The sequence below is a fragment of the Nonomuraea glycinis genome, assembly GCF_035920485.1.
GTDB lineage: Bacteria > Actinomycetota > Actinomycetes > Streptosporangiales > Streptosporangiaceae > Nonomuraea > Nonomuraea glycinis.
This window is the reverse complement of record NZ_CP109166.1, coordinates 4,223,255-4,243,399: the sequence shown is the minus strand read 5'-3', so window position 1 is coordinate 4,243,399 and position 20,145 is coordinate 4,223,255. Positions and strand designations below refer to the sequence as shown.

Here is a 20,145-nt window from a genome sequence, read left to right as displayed (position 1 = left end):
CCCCACATCCTGTACGGCGAAGCACCCGGTTCATCCAGGCGGCAGGTGGCGCACCCACTGGGTGAGCACCGGCCGGTACCCCTGGCGTGCCCAGAACGGCGCCGACAGCGGATTGGGCACCGCATGGTGAAGCACCGTCGTCGCCACCCCCGAGGCGTCGAGGTGCGCGTGCGCCACCGCCACCATCGCCGCGCCTACGCCCTGCCCGCGCACGGCGGGGTCGGCGTACATCGCGCTCAGGTAGGCGATCGGTGAGGTGGTGACGGCGGAGGCGACCCACCGCGCCCGCTGCGGCGGCTCCACCATGACGATGCCCGCCACCACGCCGTCCACCTCCGCGACCCAGCACCACGAGTCGTGCATCAGGGACCCCAGGCTCTCGGCGATCCCGTTCCGCGTCGACGGCCGCATGGTGACCCAGCCGAACTGGGCGTCGTAGGCCACCAGCGCCTCGTACAGGCGTGCGACGTCCCCCGCGTCGGCCTGGGTGGCGGCGCGCATCCGCACGCGGCCCACGGCGGCCGGCGGTCCGCTCCGGACCGCACCGCTCGGCCTGGCGGCGGTCACCACCATGGGGGCGAAACCGCGCATCGTCAGGGCGCGGACGGCGGCGGTGTCGCGGCTGGGCCACTGCACCGCCAGGGCCTTGTCGGGTCCTCTCTCGCCGCTGAGGCCGGCCAGCCACCGGTCGAGGAGCGCGCCCAGGGCCGCCTCGGGGTCCCGGCCGCCGACCCGGCCCCACAGGCGGTGAACGACCAGCGGGCTCCAGGTGGCGTTCATCGTGCCGGGGTCGAGCCGGTCGACCGAGGTGAGGCCGACTGCGTCGGCGACCTCGATCGCGCCTTCGTTCGGCCCGGGGGCGGGCAGTCCGACCTGCCCGCCCGCCAACGGGTCGACGGCGCGGACACGGGCGGCGTGAGCTGCGATCACCGGGTGCACAGCGGCCACGCTAGTCCCACGCACGACAGCGGAGAAGGGCCGGTCACCCCGACGAGGCCGCCGTGAACGCAGGCGAGGACGGGCCGGTCAGCTACGTGGCGGCCTCAGTGCAGACGAAAAGTCAGCTTGGCGAGGTCAGCGTGGCGGCTTCGGCGCGCAGCCGCTCGCCCTTGGCGTGGGCCTGCTCCTTCAGCCGCACCTGGAACTCCTCCATGCGCGCGCGCAGCCCCGCGTCACTGGCCGCGAGGATGCGTACGGCCAGCAGCCCGGCGTTGCGGGCGCCGCCGACGGCCACGGTCGCCACCGGCACCCCGGCGGGCATCTGGACGATCGACAGCAGGGAGTCCATCCCGTCGAGGTACTTCAGCGGCACCGGCACGCCGATCACCGGCAGCGGTGTCACCGAGGCCAGCATGCCGGGCAGGTGCGCCGCGCCGCCCGCCCCCGCGATGATGACCTGGACGCCGCGCGCGGCCGCCTGCCGGCCGTACTCGATCATCTCGGCCGGCATCCGGTGCGCCGACACCACGTCGACCTCGAACGGCAGGTCGAACTCCGCGACGGCCTCGGCGGCCGCCCTCATCACGGGCCAGTCGGAGTCGCTGCCCATCACGATGCCGATCGTCACACGTACTCCCCGGTGGTCAGGTGGACGGCGGCGTGGCGGGCGCGGGCGCGTACCTCGTCGAGGTCGTCGCCGACGGCGGTGACGTGGCCGATCTTGCGGCCGGGGCGCACCTGCTTGCCGTAGAAGTGCACCTTGACGCCGGGGTCGTGAGCCATCACGTGCTCGTAGCGCTTGAACACGTCGGGGTCGTCGCCGCCGAGCAGGTTGACCATGACGACGACCGGCGCGGTCATCGTGGGCGAGCCGAGCGGCAGGTCGAGCACGGCGCGCAGGTGCTGCTCGAACTGGGAGGTGAGCGCGCCCTCGATCGTCCAGTGGCCGCTGTTGTGCGGGCGCATGGCCAGCTCGTTGACCAGCAGGCCGCCGGCCGTCTGGAACATCTCCACCGCCAGCAGCCCGGTCACGCCGAGCTCGTGCGCGATGTTCAGCGCCAGGCGCTGGGCCTGGGCGGCCTCCTCGGGGTCGAGCCCGGGGGCCGGGGCGAGCACCTCGACGCAGATGCCGTCCTGCTGCACGGTCTCCACGACGGGGTAGCTGACGCCCTGGTCGTGCGGCGAGCGGGCGACGAGCACGGCCAGCTCACGTTCGAACGGCACGAACGCCTCGGCCATCAGCGGAATCCCGGCGTCGAACGCCTCGGCGACCTCGGCCTCGGTGCGGCAGATCCAGACGCCGCGGCCGTCGTAGCCGCCCCTGACCGCCTTGAGCACCATCGGCCAGCCGTGCTCGGCGGCGAACGCGACCGCCCGCTCCACGTCGGGCACCCGGGCCCAGGCCGGGCACGGCGCGCCGATCGCGGTCAGCCGCTCGCGCATGACGGCCTTGTCCTGGGCGTGTACGAGCGCGTCGGCGCCCGGGTGCACCTGGACGCCGTCGGCCGTCAGGGCCCTGATGTGCTCGGTGGGGACGTGCTCGTGGTCGAACGTGATCGCGTCGCAGCCTTTGGCGAAATCGCGCAGATCGGACAGGTCACGGTAGTCGCCGAGACGGGTGTCGACGATCACCCGGGCGGCGCTCTCGTCAGGGGTGTTGGCCAGCACGCGGAGCTCTATGCCGAGGGCGATCGCCGACTGCTGGGTCATCCTGGCGAGCTGACCGGCGCCGACCATGCCGACGACCGGTCCGATGGGGCTGAATGCGTTCACGTAAGGTGAGCATACCCGTCCGCTTCGAGGAGGGTTCGAGCGAGATTCCGGCATGTGTTCATGCTGGCCACCCAGGGCAGTAAGGTACCTCGGTACGCTGAAGCTGTGTCTAGGGGAAGGGCCGAGTAGGAGACGTGCGGTTCCTGAAGCGCCTTTACCGGCAAGTCGTCAGCCTGGTGCGCCACGAGTTGGGCAAGTTCGGCACAATCGGCGCTGCTGCGTTCGTGCTCGACACCGGCATCTATAACCTGTTTCTGCTCGTCCTGGGCCCGATGACCTCCAAGGTCCTGGCAGCCGTCATCTCGATCACGTTCGCCTACCTGGGCAACCGGTTCTACACCTTCCGGGATCGCGAGCAGAGCGGTCTGGGGCGCGAATACTTCCTGTTCTTCCTGCTCAACGGCATCGCCTTGCTGTTCGGCGTGCTGGTGATCGGTTTCACCAGCTACACCCTGAAGCTCAACGACATGGTGAGCCTCAACATCGCCAACATCATCGGGGTCGGCCTCGGCACCCTGTTCCGCTTCTGGTCGTACAAGAAGTGGGTGTTCCTGGAGGCGACCACGCCGATCCCGGCCGAGTTGCCCGAGGCCGGGATCAGGCAGGACCGCTGACCACCCGCCGGCCGTTGTCGTCGGCCGGCCGCAGGAAGATCGCGAACTTCGCGGGGCGCCGCCCTACGAGCTCGAGCCGTCCGCCGTCGGCGGCGGCCAGGGCGCGGGCGAGCGTCAGGCCGAGGCCGGTGCCGCCGCCTCCGCTCACGCTGCGCTCGAAGATCTTGGGCGCCAGGTCGTCCGGGATGCCCGCCCCCTCGTCTGAGACCTCGATCACCACGTACTTGTCGCCGCAGGACGTCGTCACCGTGACGGTGCCGCCGCCGTGGCGCAGGGAGTTCTCCAGGAGCGTGGCGATGACCTGGCCGAACCCTCCGGTGGTCGCCAGGGCCTTGAGGTCGCGGGTGCCCGCGAGCACCAAGGTGCGGCCCACGCCGCGGAAGACCGGCTGCCACTCGGTCACCTGCTGGATGAGCACCTCGTCGAGGGCGACCGGCTCCGCCTGGGCGTGGCGCTGCCTGCGGGCCGCGGCGAGCAGCTCGTCGATCACGGCGGTGAGCCGCTCGGCCTGCACGATGGCGGCCTCGCCCTCCTCGCGCACCACCTCGGGGTGCTCGGAGGCCGCGACGATCTCCTCCAGCCGCATGGTGAGCCCGGTCAGCGGGGTACGCAGCTGGTGGGAGGCGTCGGTGGCGAACTCGCGCTCGCGGGTGAGCAGGTCGGAGATGCGGGTGGCGCTGCGGTCCAGGACCTCGGCGACCTGGTCGAGCTCGGGGATGCCGTAGCGGTGCTTGCTCGGCCGGGCGTCGCCCGAGCCGAGCCGTTCGGCGATCCCGGCCAGGTCCAGCAAGGGGAGTGTGAGCCGGCGGGACTGCACGATGGCCAGTCCCACCGCTACCGCGAGAGCCGCGACGGCCAGGGCCACGATCAGCAGCAGGCGGGCGTAGACGTCCTGCTCGATCTGGGCCCGGTCGCGGCTCACCCGGACGAATATGCCGCTGTCGGACTCGGCGTCCTCCGTCATCTGCTCCCCGGAAGGCGGCGGGGTGCCGACGATGGTGGCCTTGGGCGGGTTACCTCGTTCGAATATCTGGATGTATCGGTCCGGGTATTTCTGTTCCAGTTGCTTGGGATCGAGCGGCGTCTCCTGGATGCGGGCATACTCCACCTCCCCCACCAGGCGGGTCGCCTCCGCCCTGAGCTCCTGTGCGGCCTCGTCGACGATCAGCCGGCCGACCACGATGCCGAGCGGCACCCCGAGCAGCAGGACGGCGATGACCGCGACGACCAGGGTGGAGGAGAGCAGGCGTCGGCGCATGCGCCTACTCGCGTTCGAAGCGGAAGCCGACTCCTCGGACCGTGGTGATGTAGCGGGGCTTGGCCGCGTCGTCGCCCAGTTTGCGGCGCAGCCACGAGATGTGCATGTCGAGTGTCTTGGTGGAGCCCCACCAGTTGGTGTCCCACACCTCTCTCATGATCTGCTCGCGGGTGACCACCTTGCCCGCGTCGCGGACCAGGACTCTGAGCAGGTCGAATTCCTTGGTGGTCAGGTGCAGCTCCTTCTCTCCCATCCAGGCGCGGCGGGAGTCGGCGTCGATGCGGACCCCCTGCACCACCGGGGTCTCGGAGGTGCCGCGGCGCAGCAGCGCCCGCACCCTGGCTAGTAGTTCGGCGAGCCGGAACGGCTTGGTGACGTAGTCGTCGGCGCCGGCGTCGAGGCCGACGACGGTGTCCACCTCGTCGACGCGGGCGGTGAGGATCAGCACCGGGGTGCCGTGCCCTTCGGCACGAATCCGGCGGGCCACCTCCAGGCCGTCCATCTCAGGCAGGCCAAGGTCAAGAACGATGAGGTCGATGCCCCCCGACAGAGCCCTCTCGAGGGCCTGCGGGCCGTCGGGGCTCACCTCAACCTGATAGCCCTCTCGGCGCAACGCACGCGCGAGCGGCTCGGAAATCGAGGTGTCATCCTCGGCGAGAAGTACGCAGGTCATGAAGCGATCGTAGGACCTTAGGGGATCGTTTCCCGGGCACAGCGCACGGTTTGACTCGTCGTTGACCTATCCATTGACCTGGCCAAACACGGCTAAACATCGGTTAGTCGTGATTAAATTACCGCGATCATCGCGGGGAAAAGCAGACGTGACCATGCCCGGGGGTGACAAGCCCAACCCTCCCGCCGGGCGTGTCGGAACCCCGAAAGCACGTCAGCCCGCCTGATAGAGCGCGAAACGCTCCAACCAGGACGGGCCTCGGGGCGGGAAATCAGTCCGCGGAAGGCGGCTCGGCGTAGCGGGCGAGGTAGAGCTGCTCCCCCAGGGTCTCGATGAGCCCCAGCTCGGTCTCGAGGTAGTCGATGTGCTTCTCCTCGTCCTCCAGGATCTCCTCGAAGATCCGGGCGGAGGTGACATCGCCCTTCTCCCTCATCAGCGCGATGCCCGGCCGCAGCCGCTGCACCACCGAGAGCTCGACCTCAAGGTCGGCACGGAGCTGCTCACGGACCGTCTGGCCGATGTGCAGGGTGCCGAGCCGCTGATAGTTGGGCAGCCCCTCCAGAAAGAGGATGCGGTCGGTGAGCCGTTCGGCGTGACGCATCTCGTCGATCGACTCGTCGCGGGTATAGTCGGCGAGCTTGGTGTATCCCCAGTTCTGCTGCATCTTGGCGTGCAGAAAGTACTGGTTGATCGCCGTGAGCTCGGCCGTCAACTGCTCATTGAGCAGCTCAATGATCTGCTTGTCGCCCTGCATGAACGGGCCCCTCGTGTTATGCGGTGGTCAGTTCCTGAGATGCTCTCAGGATTGCACAGATCTTCCGCACACAAGTGGCGCAGTCGCTGCCGGCCCCCGTGGTGTCGCGCACCTGCTTGGCGCTGGTGGCGCCGCCCGCGATGCAATCGTGGACGTCGTTCTCGGTCACGGCGCGGCACACGCACACGTACATTCGGGGCCGGCCTCTCGGAAGCAGGGGATCTTTGGTAAGGCATACCTAACATAGCCTACTTAAGTAAGGCTTGCCTATGTCAGGTACGCCACAGATCCCCTGCTCAGTGACCGCGCTTGATCCACTCCTCCAGATGCGGCGCCTCGGCCCCGATCGACGTCGACTCGCCGTGCCCGGTGTGCACGACCGTTTCGGCGGGCAACTCCAGCAGCCGGCCCCGGATCGAGTCGATGATCGTGTCGAAGGACGAGTAGGAGCGGCCGGTCGCTCCCGGGCCGCCCTTGAACAGCGTGTCGCCGCTGAACAGCACGCACACCTCGGGCGCGTAGAGGCAGACCGCCCCCGGCGCGTGGCCCGGGGTGTGCAGCACCTCCAGCGAGATCCCGCCGGCCTCGATCTTCTCGCCGTCGGCGAGGGGAACGTACGGCACGCTGTCGCCGTAGACCTGCGACCACAGGACCTCGTCGGCGGGGTGCAGCCGGATCGGCGCGCCGGTCAGCTCGGCGAGCTCGGCCGCCGCGTTGATGTGGTCGTTGTGCGCGTGCGTGCAGACGATGGCCTTGACCTCACGGCCGCCCACCCGCTGGGCGATGGCCTTGGCGTCGTGCGCGGCGTCGATGACGACCACCTCGCGCGCGTCGCCCGCCAGCCAGACGTTGTTGTCGACGTCCCACGTCCCGCCGTCGAGCGAGAACGTGCCGGACGTGACGACCTTGTCGATCATCAGAGGACCACCACCGAGCGCAGCACGTCGCCGCGGTGCATCTTGGCGAACGCCTCCTCGACCTGGTCGAGCCCGATCGTCTCGGTCACGAACTTGTCCAGCGGCAGCCGGTGCTGCAGGAACAGGTCGATGAGCATGGGGAAGTCGCGGCTGGGCAGGCAGTCGCCGTACCACGACGACTTGAGCGAACCGCCGCGGCCGAACACGTCGAGCAGCGGCAGCTCCAGCCGCATCTCCGGGGTCGGCACGCCGACCAGGACGACGGTGCCGGCCAGGTCGCGGGCGTAGAAGGCCTGCTTGTACGTCTCGGGGCGGCCCACCGCCTCGATCACCACGTCGGCGCCGTGGCCGCCGGTGAGGTCGCGGATCGCCTCGACCGGGTCGCTCACGCCGGAGTTGACCACGTCGGTGGCGCCGAACCCGCGCGCCCACTCCAGCTTGCGGTCGTCCAGGTCCACCGCGATGATCTTGGACGCACCGGCCAGGGACGCGCCGAGGATCGCGGCGTCGCCGACCCCGCCACACCCGATGACCGCCACCGTGTCGCCACGGGTGACGCCGCCGGTGTTGATGGCGGCCCCGATCCCGGCCATCACGCCGCAGCCCAGCAGCCCGGCCACCGACGCGGGCGCCTCGGCCGACACCTTGGTGCACTGCCCGGCGGCGACCAGCGTCTTCTCCAGGAACGCGCCGATGCCCAGCGCGGGCGACAGCTCGGTGCCGTCGGCCAGCGTCATCTTCTGAGCGGCGTTGTGGGTGGCGAAGCAGTACCACGGCCGGCCGCGCAGGCACGCCCGGCACTGGCCGCACACGGCCCGCCAGTTGAGGATGACGAAGTCACCCGGCTCCAGCCCGGTGACGCCCTCGCCGACCGCCTCCACCGTGCCCGCGGCCTCGTGCCCGAGCAGGAAGGGGAACTCGTCGTTGATCCCGCCTTCCCGGTAGTGCAGGTCGGTGTGGCAGACCCCGCAGGCTTGGACATTGACCACCGCCTCCCCGGGACCCGGATCCGGCACGATCACCGTCTCGATGGAAACTTCCTGGCCCTTGCCCCGGGCGATAACGCCCTGCACTTCGTACGGCATGGCAGCCATCTTGGGTCAGCGGGGTGATCTCCGCAAGACATGAGGCCGCACCACGCCGAAAGCTCAGCGGTTGTCGAGCTCGCCGTCGGAAGCGTCTTCCACCAGGCGGAACAGATCCACACGGACATCCTGGATCTTCGGGATGTCACGCAGCACGATCTGGCCCCGGTCGCCCGCCGACTCCACGACCAGCGTGCCGCAGCCGAGCAGGCGCTCGGCGAAGGTCTGGTCGGAGCTCACGGTGTTGACCTTGGCCATCGGGATCTCGTCCGTGGACTTGTTGAGCACCCCGGTGCTGATCGTGAAGCGGTGCGTGGTGAGCACGTAGCCGGTGTTCTTCCACCGCAGGTAGGGGATGAACGACCAGATCGTCAGCAGGAGCACCGCGATGACGCCGACCGCGATCCTGGCGTAGGAGGAGTAGGCCCAGTCACCCGGGATGAAGTAGATCGCCGCACCCGCGCCCGCGGCGATGAGGATGAGGGCGAGGAAGGGGACGATGAGCCGCTTCCAATGAGGGTTGAAGGAGCGCACACGCCGCTCACCCTGCGTCAGATGGTGGTCCGGAATGGTCATGGGCAAATGGTGCCACCCTCATCGCCCTGAGGGCTATGCCGTGGGCCGAACGTGCACGACGTCGCCCGCGCTCAGCGTCGAGGTCACGCCGCCCGCCGTCACCTGGAGGTGACCGGCGGCGTCGATGCCGGTGGCCCGGCCGGTGAGCGCCGCGCCACCCGGCAGCTCGACCCGCACCTCGCGGCCGACCGTGGCCGAGACCGCCAGGTAGGCGGCGCGCAGCCCGCAGGCGTCGGCGTCGCCGGCCGCCTCCGCCCACTCGCGGTAGTGCACCTCCACCTCCCTGAGCACCGCCCTGAGCAGCGGATCGCGGTCCAGGCAGGCCGCCTTCTCGACGGCCAGCGAGGTGGCCGCCGCCACGGGGAGCTCCTCCTGCTTGACCAGCACGTTGAGGCCCATGCCGACCACCACCGCGCCCTCGCTGCGCTCGGCGAGCACCCCGGCCAGCTTGCGCTCGCCGATGAGCAGGTCGTTGGGCCACTTCAGGCGTACGTCCACCTCGGCGAGCCGGCGCACGGCGGAGGCCGCGGCCACGCCGAACAGCAGCGTCAGCCAGCCGAACGCGGTGGCCGGGAGCGACGGCCTGAGCAGGACGGAGAACGTCAGGCCGGCGCGGGCCGGCACGGTCCAGGTGCGGCCCAGCCGGCCACGGCCCGCGAGCTGCTCCTCGGCGACCAGCACCGCGCCCTCCTCCGCACCGCCGTGCGCGGCGGCGGCGAGGTCGGCGTTGGTCGAGCCGGTGCTGTCGACGACCGTGATCCCGGTCCACAGCGAGCCCGGCCGGACCAGGGCGCGGTTGAGCGCCGCCTCGGACAGAGGCGGGCGGTCCAGATCGGAGTAGCGCGACATCAGTCCATCCTCTCGCACGTCCGAGCCGTCCCACCCGGCGGGGCAGCGCGACATCACTCCGTCTTCTCCCACGTCCGGGCCGGTCTCACCCGGCGGGGCAGCGCGACATCACTCCGTCTTCTCCCGCGTCCGGGCCGGTCTCACCCGGCCGGGCGGGGCAGGATATGGGGATGAGCGAGCGACCGAATGCGCGCGACCGCGCCTGCCGTCGGCTGTCCGGCCTCGGCACCGTCAACGCCGTCGTCGCCGTGCGGTCGCGGTGACCCGCCCCGGCCCCACGACCCGCGTACGCATCCGGCGGCTCACCGGGACCCGGGCCGTCGACCGGCGCGACGACCTGTCCACCGAGGAGCCGCTGGAGATCCGCCTCGCCCTGCCCGGCGGCGGGCACCGGACGGTCGCCATCACCATGCGCACCCCCGGCCACGACTTCGAGTTGGCCGCCGGGTTCCTGCTGGGCGAGGGCGTGGTGCGGCCGGGCGGCATCGCCTCCATCGCCTACTGCACCGACGAGGACCTGCTGCCCGAGGCCCGCTACAACACGGTCACCGTACGCCTGCACGGCCCGATCCCCGACCTGCCCGCGCTGGACCGTCACTTCGTCACCTCCAGCGCGTGCGGCGTCTGCGGCTCGGCCGGCCTGGACAACCTGCACGAGCGCTGCGGCCCGCTGCCCGAGGACGGGCTGCGGATCACCCCCGAAGTCCTGTACGGCCTGCCGGACGCGCTGCGCCGGGCCCAGGGGGTGTTCGGCAAGACGGGCGGCCTGCACGCGGCCGGCCTGTTCACCGCCGAGGGGGCGCAGGTGGCGGTGCGTGAGGACGTGGGCAGGCACAACACGGTGGACAAGCTGGTCGGCTGGGCAGAGCTGACCGAGCGCCTGCCGTTGTCCGGCCACATCCTCATGGTCAGCGGCAGGACCAGCTACGAGATCATGCAGAAGGCGCTGGCGGCGAACATCCCCACGGTGTGTGCGGTCTCGGCCCCCTCCTCGCTCGCCGTCGACCTGGCCAGGGAGTTCGGGATGACGCTGGTCGGGTTCCTGCGCGGCAAAGGGTGCAATGTCTACGCCGGACAGGAGCGCATATTTGTGGAATGAACCGTTCCGTTCTGCTATAGTTGGAACAGAACAAGTCGTTCCACCAAAGGAGTTCTCATGATCCACCCCTTCCGTGTCGAGATCTCATCGGCCGACCTCGACGACCTCCAGGCCCGCCTGGCCCTGACCCGCTTCACCGACGAGATCCCCGGCACCGACCAGGGCGTCTCCACCGAGCGGGTCAGGCGCCTGATCACCCGGTGGCGTGACGGCTTCGACTGGCGCGCCGTGGAGGCCAGGCTCAACGCCCACCCCCAGTTCACCACCGAGATCGACGGGCAGCGCATCCACTTCCTGCACGTCCGCTCGCAGAACCCGGACGCGCTCCCCCTCATCCTCACCCACGGCTGGCCCGGCTCGATCGCCGAATACCTCGACGCCATCGAGCCCCTGTCTCAGCACTTCCACCTGGTCATCCCGTCGATGCCCGGCTACGGCTTCTCCGGCCCGACCAAGGAGCTCGGCTGGGACAACCAGCACATCGCCCGCGCCTGGGCCGAGCTGATGTCCCGCCTCGGCTACGACCGTTACGGCGCCGTCGGCAACGACGCCGGCTCGATGATCTCCCCCGAGATCGGCCGGATCGCCCCGGACCACGTCGTCGGCGTGCACGTCACCCAGATCTACTCCTTCCCCTCCGGCGACCCCGCCGAGTTCGCCGCCCTCACCGAGGAGGACCAGGCGGGCCTGGCCGTACTCGACTGGTTCTGGAAGGAGAAGGGCGCCTTCAACGTCCTTCAGTCGCAGCAGCCGCAGACCCTCGCCCACGCCCTCGCCGACTCCCCCGCCGGCCTGGTGGGCTGGCTCGCCCAGCTCTTCGACGAGGACCTGGACGACGACTTCATCCTGACGAACGCCGCCATCTACTGGTTCACCGGCACCGCGGGCTCGGCACTGCGCCTCTACTGGGAGAACGCACGGGCCGAGCAGCCCAAGGAGCCCACCACCGTGCCGCTGGGCCTGGCGATGGGCGAGGGCGACTTCAAGTCCATCCGGCCGTTCGCGAACCGCGACCACGCGAACATCGTCTCCTGGAAGACCCTCCCGGCCCCGGCCCACGGCCACTACACCGCCCACACGGCCACCGCCGCCCTCACCGCGGACATCCAGGCCTTCTTCGCCGACCTCACCTGACCCACCGTGGGTTCCGGCGCGGGCGCCGCGGCTGGCATGCTGAAGCCTCGGCGCCCCCAAAGGAGATCACGCGATGCCCCAGCAGCCCACGCTCCGACGCACCCCCCTCGACGCGGACGAACGAGCCCGGAGCGAGGCGAACTTCGCTCCCCTCGTCGCCGAGCACCTGACCACCAGCGGCCGCTTCCGGATCAGCGCCGACACCCCGGAGCTGGTGGAGCTCTTCCAGGCGGTGGCCCGCCGCGTCGGCGAAATGCTCCACCGCCCCGTGATCAGCTACGCCAACGGCCGCTACATGGTGATCACCTTCGCCGACCAAACCCCGGCCCTCACCGGCGAAGAAACCCACCCAGCACGGCAGTGACCGTCTCCGGCAGCACAACTTTGGTCGTGGGATCGGATGCCAAGGATCGATGTCCGGGCTGGCGGGGATCTCTAGCGTCGTAGGAATGACACAGACCGAACGGCCCACTCCCAGCCGGGTTCGCGACGTCGATGCCGTGCGTGGGTTCGCGCTGGCGGGGATTCTCGTGGCGAACATCGGCTTTCTCGCCGACCCCGGGCACGCGATCGTCGGCGGCATCCCCGCGCCCGAGGACCCGGTCGCCTACACGATCCACGCGTTGGTGCTGACGAAGTTCTACGTCATCTTCTCGTTCCTGTTCGGCTACTCCTTCACCCTGCAGCTGCGGGCCGCCGAGCGGGCCGGGGCGAGCGTGCGGGCCCGTACGCTGCGGCGCTGTCTGGGGCTGTTCGTCATCGGCGTGGTGCACGGCCTGCTGCTGTGGATCGGCGACATCCTCACCCTGTACGCCTTCCTCGGGCTGATCCTGCTGGCCCTGCGCGACGTCCGGCCGCGCACCGCCGTCCGCGCCGGGGTCTGGATCATCGGCGTTCTCACCGTGTGCTACCTGCTGCTCGCGGCGCTGACCACGCTGGATCCCACCGCCGGCGCCGCCCCCGTCGCGGACCCGGCCGAGTCGGCCCGGGTGCTGGCCCTGGTCACCGGCGGCCCGCTGGACTTCCTGACGCTGCAGGTGGAGCTGTATCCGGTGCTCGCCCTGAGCATCTGGGCCTTCCAGGGGCCGACGGCGCTGGCGCTGTTCCTGTTCGGGCTGGCGGCCGGCAAGGCGAAGCTGCTGGAGGAGCCGGAGCGGTGGGCGCACCTGCTCCCCCGGATCCAGTGGATCGGCTTCGGCGTCGGCGTGCCCAGCGGGGTCTTCTACGCCTGGAAGTCCGCCGGCGAGGACGCGACGGCCCTGGTCGCCCTGGCCCTGAACAACGTGACGTCACTGCTGCTGGCCGCCGCCTACGTGGCGACCCTGCTCCGGCTGCTCAAGCGGTATCCGGCGCTCGCCGGCGCCCTCACCCCCGCCGGCCGGATGGCCGCCTCCAACTACATCGGGCAGTCCGTCCTGGTCTGCCTGGTCTTCACCGGATACGGCCTGGCCCTCGCGGGGAGCGTCCCACCACTGGGCGTGATGGGCATCGCGGTGGCCGTCTACGCGGTCCTGCTGGGGCTCAGCGCCTGGTGGCTGCGTTCGCACCGGTACGGCCCGGTGGAGTACGGGCTGCGCCGGCTGACGAACTGGAGTTGACGCCCGTCCGCTCAGCCCGTGTTCTGCAGGCCCGCCGCCACCCCGTTGACCGACAGCAGCAGCAGCGTCGACAGGCGCTCGCGCTCGTGCTCCGACGGGTCGCCGGTGCGGAGGGCCGTCAGGGCGCGAAGTTGCAGGTGGGAGAGGGCGTCCACGTACGGGTCGCGGAGTTGGACGGCGCGGGAGAGGACCTTGCGGTTCTCCAGGAGGCGCCGGTGCCCGGTCACCTGCAGCACCAGGGCGCGGGTGCGGTCGTACTCGGTCAGGACCTGGTCGGCGAAGTCCTTGCGGCCGCCGAGCGCCAGGTAGCGTTCGGCGATCGAGCGGTCGGTCTTGGCCAGGGACATCTCGGCGTTGTCCAGCAGGGCGTTGAACAGCGGCCATTCGGCGTAGGCCGCCCGCAGCTCGTCCAGGGAGTCGGCCGACGCCAGGCCGGTGCCGAGGCCGTACCAGCCGGGGAGGTTGACGCGGGTCTGGGCCCAGGCGAAGACCCAGGGGATGGCCCGCAGGTCGTCGAGCGAGCGCGGGGCGCCGAGGCCGCGGCGGGCGGGGCGGGAGCCGAGGCGCAGGGAGCCGATCTCCTCCAGCGGGCTCACCAGGGCGAACCACTCAGGGAAGCCGGGGGCCTCGGTCAGGGCGCGGTACGCCTCCTCCGAGGCGGCGGCGACCTGCTCGGCGAGCGGGCGGAAGCGGTCGGCGGCCCCGGCGGTGCGGGAGCCGATCGTGGGGGACGAGGCCATGAGGACGGCGTTGGTGACCTGCTCCATGTGCCGGCGGGCGATCTCGGTGTGGCCGTAACGGGCGAAGATGACCTCACCCTGCTCGGTGACCTTGAAGCGGCCGGCCACCGAGCCGGGGGCCTGGGCCAGCACGGCGCGGTTGGCGGGGCCGCCGCCTCGGCCGAGCGCGCCGCCCCTGCCGTGGAACATGCGCAGCTTGACGTCGTGCTCGGCGGCCCACGCGGTGAGCTGCTCCTGCGCTTCGTACAGGCGCAGGGTGGCGGCGGCCGGGCCGAGCTCCTTGGCCGAGTCGGAGTAGCCGAGCATGATCTCCAGGCGCCGGCCGGTGTCGGCGAGGCGCTGCTGGATCTGCGGGATCTCCAGCATGCCGGCGAGCACGCGCGGGGAGTTGGCCAGGTCCTCGCCGGACTCGAACAGCGGGACCACGTCCAGGACGACGCCGCGGGAGCCGAGGGCGTGGCCGGCGAGCTCGTAGACGGCGGCGATGTCCTCGGCCGAGCGGGTGAAGGAGACCACGTAGCGGGAGCAGGCGGTGACGCCGAACCGCTCCTGGATCCAGGCGATGACCCGGATCGTGGCCAGCACCTCCTCGGTGCGCTCGGACAGCTCGCCGCCGGCGCGTAGCTCCTCCAGCGCGGCCGCGTGCACCTCGGAGTGCTGGCGAACCTCCAGCTCGGCCAGGTGGAAGCCGAACGTCTCCACCTGCCAGATGAGGTGCTGCAACTCTCCGTACGCCTGCCGTACGGCGTGCTGGGACAGCGACTCCTGAGCCAGCCGCAGGTCGGCGAGCAGCTCGGCGGGGGCGCGATAGCCCAGGTCGAGGTTACGGCGGCGGGTGGCGGCGATGCGGGTGGCGACGAACAGCATCCACTGCCGGTGCGGTTCCTGCGGGGAGCGGGTGGCCAGCTCGGAGACGATCTCGGGGTGGGCGTCGACGACGGCGTCCAGCGCCGCGCGCAGCTCCGGCGAGGCGGGGGCGAACGGGGCGGCGGCCGTGAGCGTACGGGCGATCCGGGAGCAGGCGGTCTCCAGCGCGTTGAGCACGTGCTCGGACTGGATCTGGATGGTCTCGCGGGTGACCTTGGAGGTGACGTTGGGGTTGCCGTCGCGGTCGCCGCCGATCCAGCTTCCGTAGCGGATGAAGGGCCTGGCCAGGGGCGGGCGGGTGCCGGTCGCGTCGCTGAGCGCGGCGTCCAGCGAGCGGTAGACCTGCGGTACGACCCGGAACAGCGTCTCGTCGAAGGCGGCCATGGCGGTGCGCACCTCGTCGAGCGGGTCCAGCTTGGTGTTGCGGAGCTGGGCCGTACGCCAGAGGAGGTCGATCTCCTCCAGCAGGCGGCGGGTGTCCTCGGCGCGTTCGGTGGCGCCGCGGCCGGGCGCGTTGTAGTCGGTGAGCCGGCCGCTGATGCGCTGGATGGCGGTGACGACGGCGCGCCGGCGCGCCTCGGTCGGGTGGGCGGTCAGGACGGGGTGCAGCTCCAGCCCCTCGACCAACTCGGCGACCCGCTCCTGGCCGAGCTCGTGCACGGCCTCGGCCAGCGACTCGCGCAGCACGTGGTCGCCGGTGTCGCGTTCGCGCAGGATGCGGATGCGGTAGTGCTCCTCGGCCAGGTTGGCCAGGTGGAAGTAGCAGGTGAAGGCGCGGGCGATCTCGACGGCGCGGTCGATCTCCCAGTCGGCCGCCATGGCGGCGATCTCGTCGCTCGACGCCTCTCCTCTACGGGCGGCGATGACCGCCTTGCGGAGGCGTTCGACGTCGGCGAGCAGGTCGTCGCCACCCTGCTCGGCGATGACCTGTCCGAGCATTTTTCCGAGCAACCGCACGTCGCGGCGCAGCTCGTCCGGCATCTCGGTCACGGCAGCGCTGCGATGCTCAAAGCCCTGGTCAGTCATGCTTCGAAGCGTACAGAATCCCCCAGAACCGCTGTATACCGGTCTCGGCTATTGGACTAGACCATTGCTCACGTGGGCTTTGATACCGCCGCGAGCACTTCGGGCAGCCGGGCGAAGCCGATCTTCGCCCCGAGCCGGCGGCCGAGCACTTCGGCCAGCAGACCATAGAAAGGGGCGAACGCGCACACCCACAGGGCGCCGAAGACGGCGGCCACCACGAACGGCGCGGACAGCAGCACGATGCCGAGCAGCGCGCCCATGGAGGAGGCGACCGCCTGCCCGCCCTGCCCAGGGGCCGCGCCGGTGAAGGCGTTGAGCCGCTCGGGCACGGTGTAGGGGATGACCACGCTGGTCACCGAGCCGATGCCGAATCCGACGCCCAGGGTGCCCAGACCGGCGCACAGCGCCCAGACGATCGCCTCGGGGCTGCCGGTGAACAGGCCGGCGGCGACCGCGACCGCCAGCAGCAGCGGGGCCGCGACCAGGGCGTTGGCCAGATGCCGGCCGGCCAGGTCGATGCTGAGGCCGCGTTCGGAGCCGATGGTCACGGCGTTCATCCACAGCGAGCGGCCGTCGATGCCGAACGCGTTGCCGAGCTGGAGGGCGATCATCAACCCGGCCATCGCGGTCAGGGCGATCGGCGTCCCGGGGCCGGACGGGCCGTCGCCCTGGTTGCCGATCGAGAACGCCAGCAGGGCGGTCACCACGACGGAGCTGAACCAGACGACCCGGTAGCGGGGCTCGCGCCGGATGTACTTGAGCTCCTTGGTCACCACGGCCGCCAGCGGCCCGTCGGGCAGGAAACGGTCGACCAGGCCGCTGCCCTTGCCCACGGTGCCACCCTGGGTGGAGACGTCGGGGGTGACCAGGGCCCGGCCCAGCGCCTTGATCCACAGCCAGGCGACGGCGACCACGACGAGCGCCAGGACGACGAGCTCGCCCAGGCCGACGAGACCGCCGTCGGCGATGGCGTGGGCGGCCAGCCCGGACGGGGTCCAGCGCAGCACGCTCGCGGCGCCGTGCAGCAGGGCCAGGGGGTCGCCCACGTCGCTGTTGACCAGCAGGTTGGGGAGCTGGAAGACGAGCACGGCGCCGAGCGCCGCCACGGCCAGCACGTCGCGCCCGCGTCTGGTGCGCAGCGCGCCGGACAGCGAGGTGGTGACGAGCCTGGAGGCGACCAGGCAGAGCGCGAACTGCAGCAGCACCGCGACAATGCCGAGCAGGACGCCGCCCACGCCGGAGGCGAGCCCGGCCAGTGCGCCCGCGGTGACGATCAGGGTGACGAGCGGCCACACGCCGGTGGCGGACGCGGTGAACATGCCGACCGCGAGCGTGCCCGTGGACAGCGGGAACAGCGACAGCCGGGACGGGTCGAGCGTGTCGTCCAGGCCGAACGCGAGCAGCGGCACGATCATCCAGCTCACCAGGAACACGGTGAACACCACGACGACGATGTCGGCCGCGACGTCGGCGGGCGCCAGCCGGACCAGGCTCATCAGGAGGAAGCCGAGCAGCGCCAGCCCCACGGCCATGACCAGGGTGAAGGCGAAGCCGAGCTTGCGCGCCAGGTCACCGCGGAGGTTCCCGGCCAGCAGGCGCAGCTTGAGCCCGCCGAAGAGCGCGACCGTGCCGGCCACCGGGCTCACCGCTGCTCCCCGGAGCCCAGCCAGGTCAGCCCGGTGTCCCCCTGCTCGGGCGAGCGGCCGACGAGATCCAGGAAGGCCTGGTTGAGGCTGCGCCCGGCGCGCACCTCGGCCAGCGGCCCCTGGGCCACGATCTGCCCGCGGCTCATCACCGACACCCAGTCGCACAGGCGCTCGACGAGGTCCATGACGTGGCTGGAGAAGATCACGGTGGAGCCGGAGGCGGTGTAGCGCCGCAGCACCTCGGTGAGCGTCTGGGCGCTGACCGGGTCGACCCCTTCGAACGGCTCGTCCAGGAAGAGCACCGACGGGTTGTGCAGCAGCGCGGCGGCCAGGCCGATCTTCTTGCGCATGCCGGTGGAGTAGTCGACGACGAGCTTGTCGGCGGCCTCGGCGAGGTCCATCACCTGCAGCAGTTCGGTGGCGCGCCGCTCGACCTCGTCCTTGGGGATGCCGCGCAGTCTGCCGTTGTAGATCAGCAGCTCGCGGCCGGACAGCCGCTCGAACAGCCGCAGCCCTTCGGGCAGCACGCCGATGCGCGCCTTGACCTCCAGGGTGTCGCGCCAGACGGGTAAGCCGTCGATCTCGGCCTGACCGCCGTCGGGGCGGAGCAGACCGGTGATCATGCTGAGGGTGGTCGTCTTCCCTGCGCCGTTGGGCCCTACCAGGCCGGCGAAACTTCCTGCCGGGACGATGAGATCGACGCCCGCGACCGCGACCTGTGCGCCGAATCGCTTGGTCAGGGCCGTCGTGCGAACCGCATCCGTCATGGAACCACTCTACGAGCAGGGTTTACTCTTGCGCGCATGAGTGCTCTCGACCCCATACCAGACGCACCGGATATTCACACGACGGCAGGAAAGATCGCCGATCTGGCGCGCCGGCTCGACGAGGCGGCGCACGCCGGGTCGGCGGCGGCGGTGGCCAAGCAGCACGCCAAGGGCAAGATGACGGCGCGCGAGCGGGTGCTGGCCCTGTTGGACGAGGGCTCGTTCGTGGAGTTCGACGAGTTCGCCAGGCACCGCTCGACGATGTTCGGCATGGACAAGCGCCGGCCGTACGGCGACGGAGTGATCACCGGCCACGGCACCGTCGACGGGCGGCAGGTGTGCGTGTTCTCGCAGGACGTCACCGTGTTCGGCGGCTCGCTCGGCGAGGTGTACGGCGAGAAGATCGTCAAGGTGCTGGACCTGGCGCTCAAGACCGGGTGCCCGATCATCGGGATCAACGAGGGCGGCGGTGCGCGCATCCAGGAGGGGGTCGTCGCCCTGGGCCTGTACGCCGAGATCTTCAAGCGCAACGTGCACGCCTCCGGCGTCATCCCGCAGATCTCGCTCATCATGGGCGCGGCGGCCGGCGGGCACGTCTACTCCCCCGCGCTGACGGACTTCGTCGTCATGGTGGACCAGACGTCGCAGATGTTCATCACCGGCCCCGACGTGATCAAGACGGTCACCGGCGAGGAGGTGACGTTCGAGGAGCTCGGCGGCGCCCGTACGCACAACACCAAGTCGGGGGTGGCCCACTACGAGGCCGCCGACGAGAGCGACGCGCTGGAGTACGTCAAGGCGCTGCTGTCCTATCTACCGTCGAACAACCTGGACGAGGCGCCGGAGTTCGAGGCGGCCGAGGACCTGGAGCCCGCCCCCGAGCTGGACGAGCTGATCCCGGACTCCGCCAACCAGCCGTACGACATGCGCCGGGTCATCGAGCTCGTGGTGGACGACGGGGAGTTCCTGGAGGTCCACGCACTGTTCGCGCCGAACATCGTGGTGGGGTACGGCCGGGTGGACGGGCGGCCGGTGGGGGTGGTGGCCAACCAGCCCATGCATTTCGCCGGGTGCCTGGATATCGACGCATCCGAGAAGGCCGCTCGATTTATTCGAACATGTGATGCTTTTAATATCCCGATCCTCACTTTTGTTGATGTGCCGGGATTCCTCCCTGGGACGGATCAAGAATGGAACGGAATCATCCGCCGGGGCGCCAAGCTCCTGTACGCCTACGCCGAGGCCACCGTGCCGCTGGTCACGGTGATCACCCGCAAGGCGTACGGCGGCGCGTACGACGTCATGGGGTCCAAGCATCTGGGCGCGGACGTCAACCTGGCCTGGCCCACCGCGCAGATCGCGGTCATGGGCGCGCAGGGCGCCGTCAACATCCTCTACCGGCGTGAACTGGCCGCCTCCGACACCCCGGACGCCGAGCGCGCCCGACTGGTGACCGAGTACGAGGACACGCTGGCCAATCCTTACATCGCGGCCGAGCGCGGATATGTGGACGCGGTGATCCGCCCGTCGGAGACCCGGGCCCAGGTCGTCAGGGCGCTGCGGGCACTGCGCAACAAGCGCGCCTCCCTGCCCGCGAAGAAGCATGGGAACATCCCGCTGTGAGCCATCACCTGCGTATCGTCCGCGGCGACGCGACCCCCGAGGAGATCGCCGCGCTCGTCGCGGTCCTCGCCGTCCGGCGAGCTCAGCCGCCACCTCCGCCGCCTCGCCAGAGCCGAACATGGCGAAACCCGGCGAGAACGATGCGTAACCCTCTCGCACCAGGGAAGTCGGCTTGGCGGATGAGCGCTCTACCGTAGATAGATCCCG

Annotated in this window: 21 protein-coding genes; 7 read left to right on the top strand and 14 right to left on the bottom strand. The window is 70.6% G+C overall.

The annotated features are described in order from the left end of the window. Positions 1-30: 30 nt before the first annotated feature. The 3 genes from OHA68_RS20195 to OHA68_RS20185 form a co-directional block, all read right to left on the bottom strand. On the bottom strand, positions 31-939 hold the full coding sequence (locus tag OHA68_RS20195) for a GNAT family N-acetyltransferase (protein ID WP_327109005.1): 909 nt from the start codon (positions 937-939) through the stop codon (positions 31-33). A gap of 121 nt (positions 940-1,060) precedes the next feature. Further along, a complete protein-coding gene (gene purE, locus OHA68_RS20190; protein ID WP_327109530.1) occupies positions 1,061-1,549 on the bottom strand; it encodes a 5-(carboxyamino)imidazole ribonucleotide mutase in 489 nt (162 codons plus the stop codon). Positions 1,550-1,563: 14 nt separating this feature from the next. Next, positions 1,564-2,712 carry a 5-(carboxyamino)imidazole ribonucleotide synthase gene (locus OHA68_RS20185; protein ID WP_407674471.1) on the bottom strand — a complete coding sequence of 383 codons (1,149 nt, stop codon included), beginning with the start codon at positions 2,710-2,712 and terminating at the stop codon, positions 1,564-1,566. 134 nt (positions 2,713-2,846) lie between these two features. Here OHA68_RS20185 and OHA68_RS20180 point away from each other — a divergent pair, with 134 nt between their 5' ends. Continuing rightward, a complete protein-coding gene (locus OHA68_RS20180) occupies positions 2,847-3,326 on the top strand; it encodes a GtrA family protein (RefSeq protein WP_327109004.1) in 480 nt (159 codons plus the stop codon). Here the strand turns inward: OHA68_RS20180 and OHA68_RS20175 are convergent. From OHA68_RS20175 to OHA68_RS20140, 8 genes are all read right to left on the bottom strand, one after another. After that, positions 3,310-4,584, bottom strand: a complete 1,275-nt coding sequence (locus OHA68_RS20175) for an ATP-binding protein (RefSeq protein ID WP_327109003.1) — start codon at positions 4,582-4,584, stop codon at positions 3,310-3,312. The genes OHA68_RS20180 and OHA68_RS20175 overlap by 17 nt on opposite strands. A gap of 4 nt (positions 4,585-4,588) precedes the next feature. Then, positions 4,589-5,257: a response regulator transcription factor gene (locus OHA68_RS20170; RefSeq protein ID WP_043620820.1), complete on the bottom strand. Its 669-nt coding sequence runs from the start codon at positions 5,255-5,257 to the stop codon at positions 4,589-4,591. A gap of 271 nt (positions 5,258-5,528) precedes the next feature. Next, entirely contained in the window at positions 5,529-6,011 is a 483-nt protein-coding gene (gene bfr / locus OHA68_RS20165) for a bacterioferritin (RefSeq protein ID WP_189144561.1), read from the bottom strand. 16 nt (positions 6,012-6,027) lie between these two features. Next, a complete protein-coding gene (locus OHA68_RS20160; RefSeq protein WP_189144560.1) occupies positions 6,028-6,204 on the bottom strand; it encodes a (2Fe-2S)-binding protein in 177 nt (58 codons plus the stop codon). Between the two features lie 103 nt (positions 6,205-6,307). Next, on the bottom strand, positions 6,308-6,928 hold the full coding sequence (locus tag OHA68_RS20155) for an MBL fold metallo-hydrolase (RefSeq protein WP_189144559.1): 621 nt from the start codon (positions 6,926-6,928) through the stop codon (positions 6,308-6,310). Beyond that, positions 6,928-8,013, bottom strand: a complete 1,086-nt coding sequence (locus OHA68_RS20150; protein ID WP_327109002.1) for an S-(hydroxymethyl)mycothiol dehydrogenase — start codon at positions 8,011-8,013, stop codon at positions 6,928-6,930. Before OHA68_RS20150 ends, OHA68_RS20155 begins: the two co-directional genes overlap by 1 nt. Before the next feature lie 63 nt (positions 8,014-8,076). Continuing rightward, positions 8,077-8,589, bottom strand: coding sequence for a PH domain-containing protein (locus OHA68_RS20145; protein WP_189144557.1), 513 nt, complete (start codon positions 8,587-8,589; stop codon positions 8,077-8,079). Between the two features lie 33 nt (positions 8,590-8,622). Next, the gene (locus OHA68_RS20140; protein WP_327109001.1) at positions 8,623-9,438 is read right to left on the bottom strand and encodes a biotin--[acetyl-CoA-carboxylase] ligase; all 816 of its coding nucleotides are present in this window, start codon (positions 9,436-9,438) and stop codon (positions 8,623-8,625) included. Positions 9,439-9,697: 259 nt separating this feature from the next. On the opposite strand from OHA68_RS20140, the gene fdhD reads away from it, so the two are divergent. The 4 genes from fdhD to OHA68_RS20120 all read left to right on the top strand — a co-directional run bounded on the left by fdhD (position 9,698) and on the right by OHA68_RS20120 (position 13,269). Beyond that, the gene (gene fdhD / locus OHA68_RS20135) at positions 9,698-10,537 is read left to right on the top strand and encodes a formate dehydrogenase accessory sulfurtransferase FdhD (protein WP_327109000.1); all 840 of its coding nucleotides are present in this window, start codon (positions 9,698-9,700) and stop codon (positions 10,535-10,537) included. A gap of 57 nt (positions 10,538-10,594) precedes the next feature. Then, complete coding sequence (locus tag OHA68_RS20130) at positions 10,595-11,671, top strand: epoxide hydrolase family protein (RefSeq protein ID WP_327108999.1); 1,077 nt, start codon at positions 10,595-10,597, stop codon at positions 11,669-11,671. A 73-nt stretch (positions 11,672-11,744) separates the two neighbouring features. Continuing rightward, positions 11,745-12,035 carry a hypothetical protein gene (locus OHA68_RS20125; protein ID WP_327108998.1) on the top strand — a complete coding sequence of 97 codons (291 nt, stop codon included), beginning with the start codon at positions 11,745-11,747 and terminating at the stop codon, positions 12,033-12,035. Positions 12,036-12,120: 85 nt separating this feature from the next. Then, the gene (locus OHA68_RS20120; protein ID WP_327108997.1) at positions 12,121-13,269 is read left to right on the top strand and encodes a DUF418 domain-containing protein; all 1,149 of its coding nucleotides are present in this window, start codon (positions 12,121-12,123) and stop codon (positions 13,267-13,269) included. Between the two features lie 11 nt (positions 13,270-13,280). Here OHA68_RS20120 and OHA68_RS20115 read toward each other — a convergent pair whose 3' ends face one another. From OHA68_RS20115 to OHA68_RS20105, 3 genes are all read right to left on the bottom strand, one after another. Beyond that, positions 13,281-15,902: a phosphoenolpyruvate carboxylase gene (locus OHA68_RS20115; protein ID WP_327108996.1), complete on the bottom strand. Its 2,622-nt coding sequence runs from the start codon at positions 15,900-15,902 to the stop codon at positions 13,281-13,283. A gap of 68 nt (positions 15,903-15,970) precedes the next feature. Beyond that, positions 15,971-17,548 carry a hypothetical protein gene (locus OHA68_RS20110; RefSeq protein ID WP_327108995.1) on the bottom strand — a complete coding sequence of 526 codons (1,578 nt, stop codon included), beginning with the start codon at positions 17,546-17,548 and terminating at the stop codon, positions 15,971-15,973. After that, positions 17,545-18,315 carry an ABC transporter ATP-binding protein gene (locus OHA68_RS20105; RefSeq protein WP_327108994.1) on the bottom strand — a complete coding sequence of 257 codons (771 nt, stop codon included), beginning with the start codon at positions 18,313-18,315 and terminating at the stop codon, positions 17,545-17,547. Before OHA68_RS20105 ends, OHA68_RS20110 begins: the two co-directional genes overlap by 4 nt. A gap of 36 nt (positions 18,316-18,351) precedes the next feature. On the opposite strand from OHA68_RS20105, the gene OHA68_RS20100 reads away from it, so the two are divergent. Together OHA68_RS20100 and OHA68_RS20095 are read left to right on the top strand one after the other, a co-directional pair. Beyond that, positions 18,352-19,938 carry an acyl-CoA carboxylase subunit beta gene (locus OHA68_RS20100; RefSeq protein ID WP_327108993.1) on the top strand — a complete coding sequence of 529 codons (1,587 nt, stop codon included), beginning with the start codon at positions 18,352-18,354 and terminating at the stop codon, positions 19,936-19,938. After that, positions 19,935-20,135: an acyl-CoA carboxylase subunit epsilon gene (locus OHA68_RS20095; RefSeq protein WP_327108992.1), complete on the top strand. Its 201-nt coding sequence runs from the start codon at positions 19,935-19,937 to the stop codon at positions 20,133-20,135. Before OHA68_RS20100 ends, OHA68_RS20095 begins: the two co-directional genes overlap by 4 nt. Positions 20,136-20,145: the final 10 nt, after the last annotated feature.

Coding starts and splice junctions, on each gene's coding strand:
- OHA68_RS20100 (WP_327108993.1), top strand. CDS start 18,352: ATGAGTGCTCTCGACCCCATACCAGACGCACCGGATATTCACACGACG.
- OHA68_RS20145 (WP_189144557.1), bottom strand. CDS start 8,589: ATGACCATTCCGGACCACCATCTGACGCAGGGTGAGCGGCGTGTGCGC.
- bfr (WP_189144561.1), bottom strand. CDS start 6,011: ATGCAGGGCGACAAGCAGATCATTGAGCTGCTCAATGAGCAGTTGACG.
- OHA68_RS20130 (WP_327108999.1), top strand. CDS start 10,595: ATGATCCACCCCTTCCGTGTCGAGATCTCATCGGCCGACCTCGACGAC.
- OHA68_RS20150 (WP_327109002.1), bottom strand. CDS start 8,013: ATGCCGTACGAAGTGCAGGGCGTTATCGCCCGGGGCAAGGGCCAGGAA.
- OHA68_RS20170 (WP_043620820.1), bottom strand. CDS start 5,257: ATGACCTGCGTACTTCTCGCCGAGGATGACACCTCGATTTCCGAGCCG.
- OHA68_RS20175 (WP_327109003.1), bottom strand. CDS start 4,584: ATGCGCCGACGCCTGCTCTCCTCCACCCTGGTCGTCGCGGTCATCGCC.
- OHA68_RS20155 (WP_189144559.1), bottom strand. CDS start 6,928: ATGATCGACAAGGTCGTCACGTCCGGCACGTTCTCGCTCGACGGCGGG.
- OHA68_RS20160 (WP_189144560.1), bottom strand. CDS start 6,204: ATGTACGTGTGCGTGTGCCGCGCCGTGACCGAGAACGACGTCCACGAT.
- OHA68_RS20125 (WP_327108998.1), top strand. CDS start 11,745: ATGCCCCAGCAGCCCACGCTCCGACGCACCCCCCTCGACGCGGACGAA.
- purE (WP_327109530.1), bottom strand. CDS start 1,549: ATGGGCAGCGACTCCGACTGGCCCGTGATGAGGGCGGCCGCCGAGGCC.
- OHA68_RS20120 (WP_327108997.1), top strand. CDS start 12,121: ATGACACAGACCGAACGGCCCACTCCCAGCCGGGTTCGCGACGTCGAT.
- OHA68_RS20115 (WP_327108996.1), bottom strand. CDS start 15,902: ATGACTGACCAGGGCTTTGAGCATCGCAGCGCTGCCGTGACCGAGATG.
- OHA68_RS20140 (WP_327109001.1), bottom strand. CDS start 9,438: ATGTCGCGCTACTCCGATCTGGACCGCCCGCCTCTGTCCGAGGCGGCG.
- OHA68_RS20105 (WP_327108994.1), bottom strand. CDS start 18,315: ATGACGGATGCGGTTCGCACGACGGCCCTGACCAAGCGATTCGGCGCA.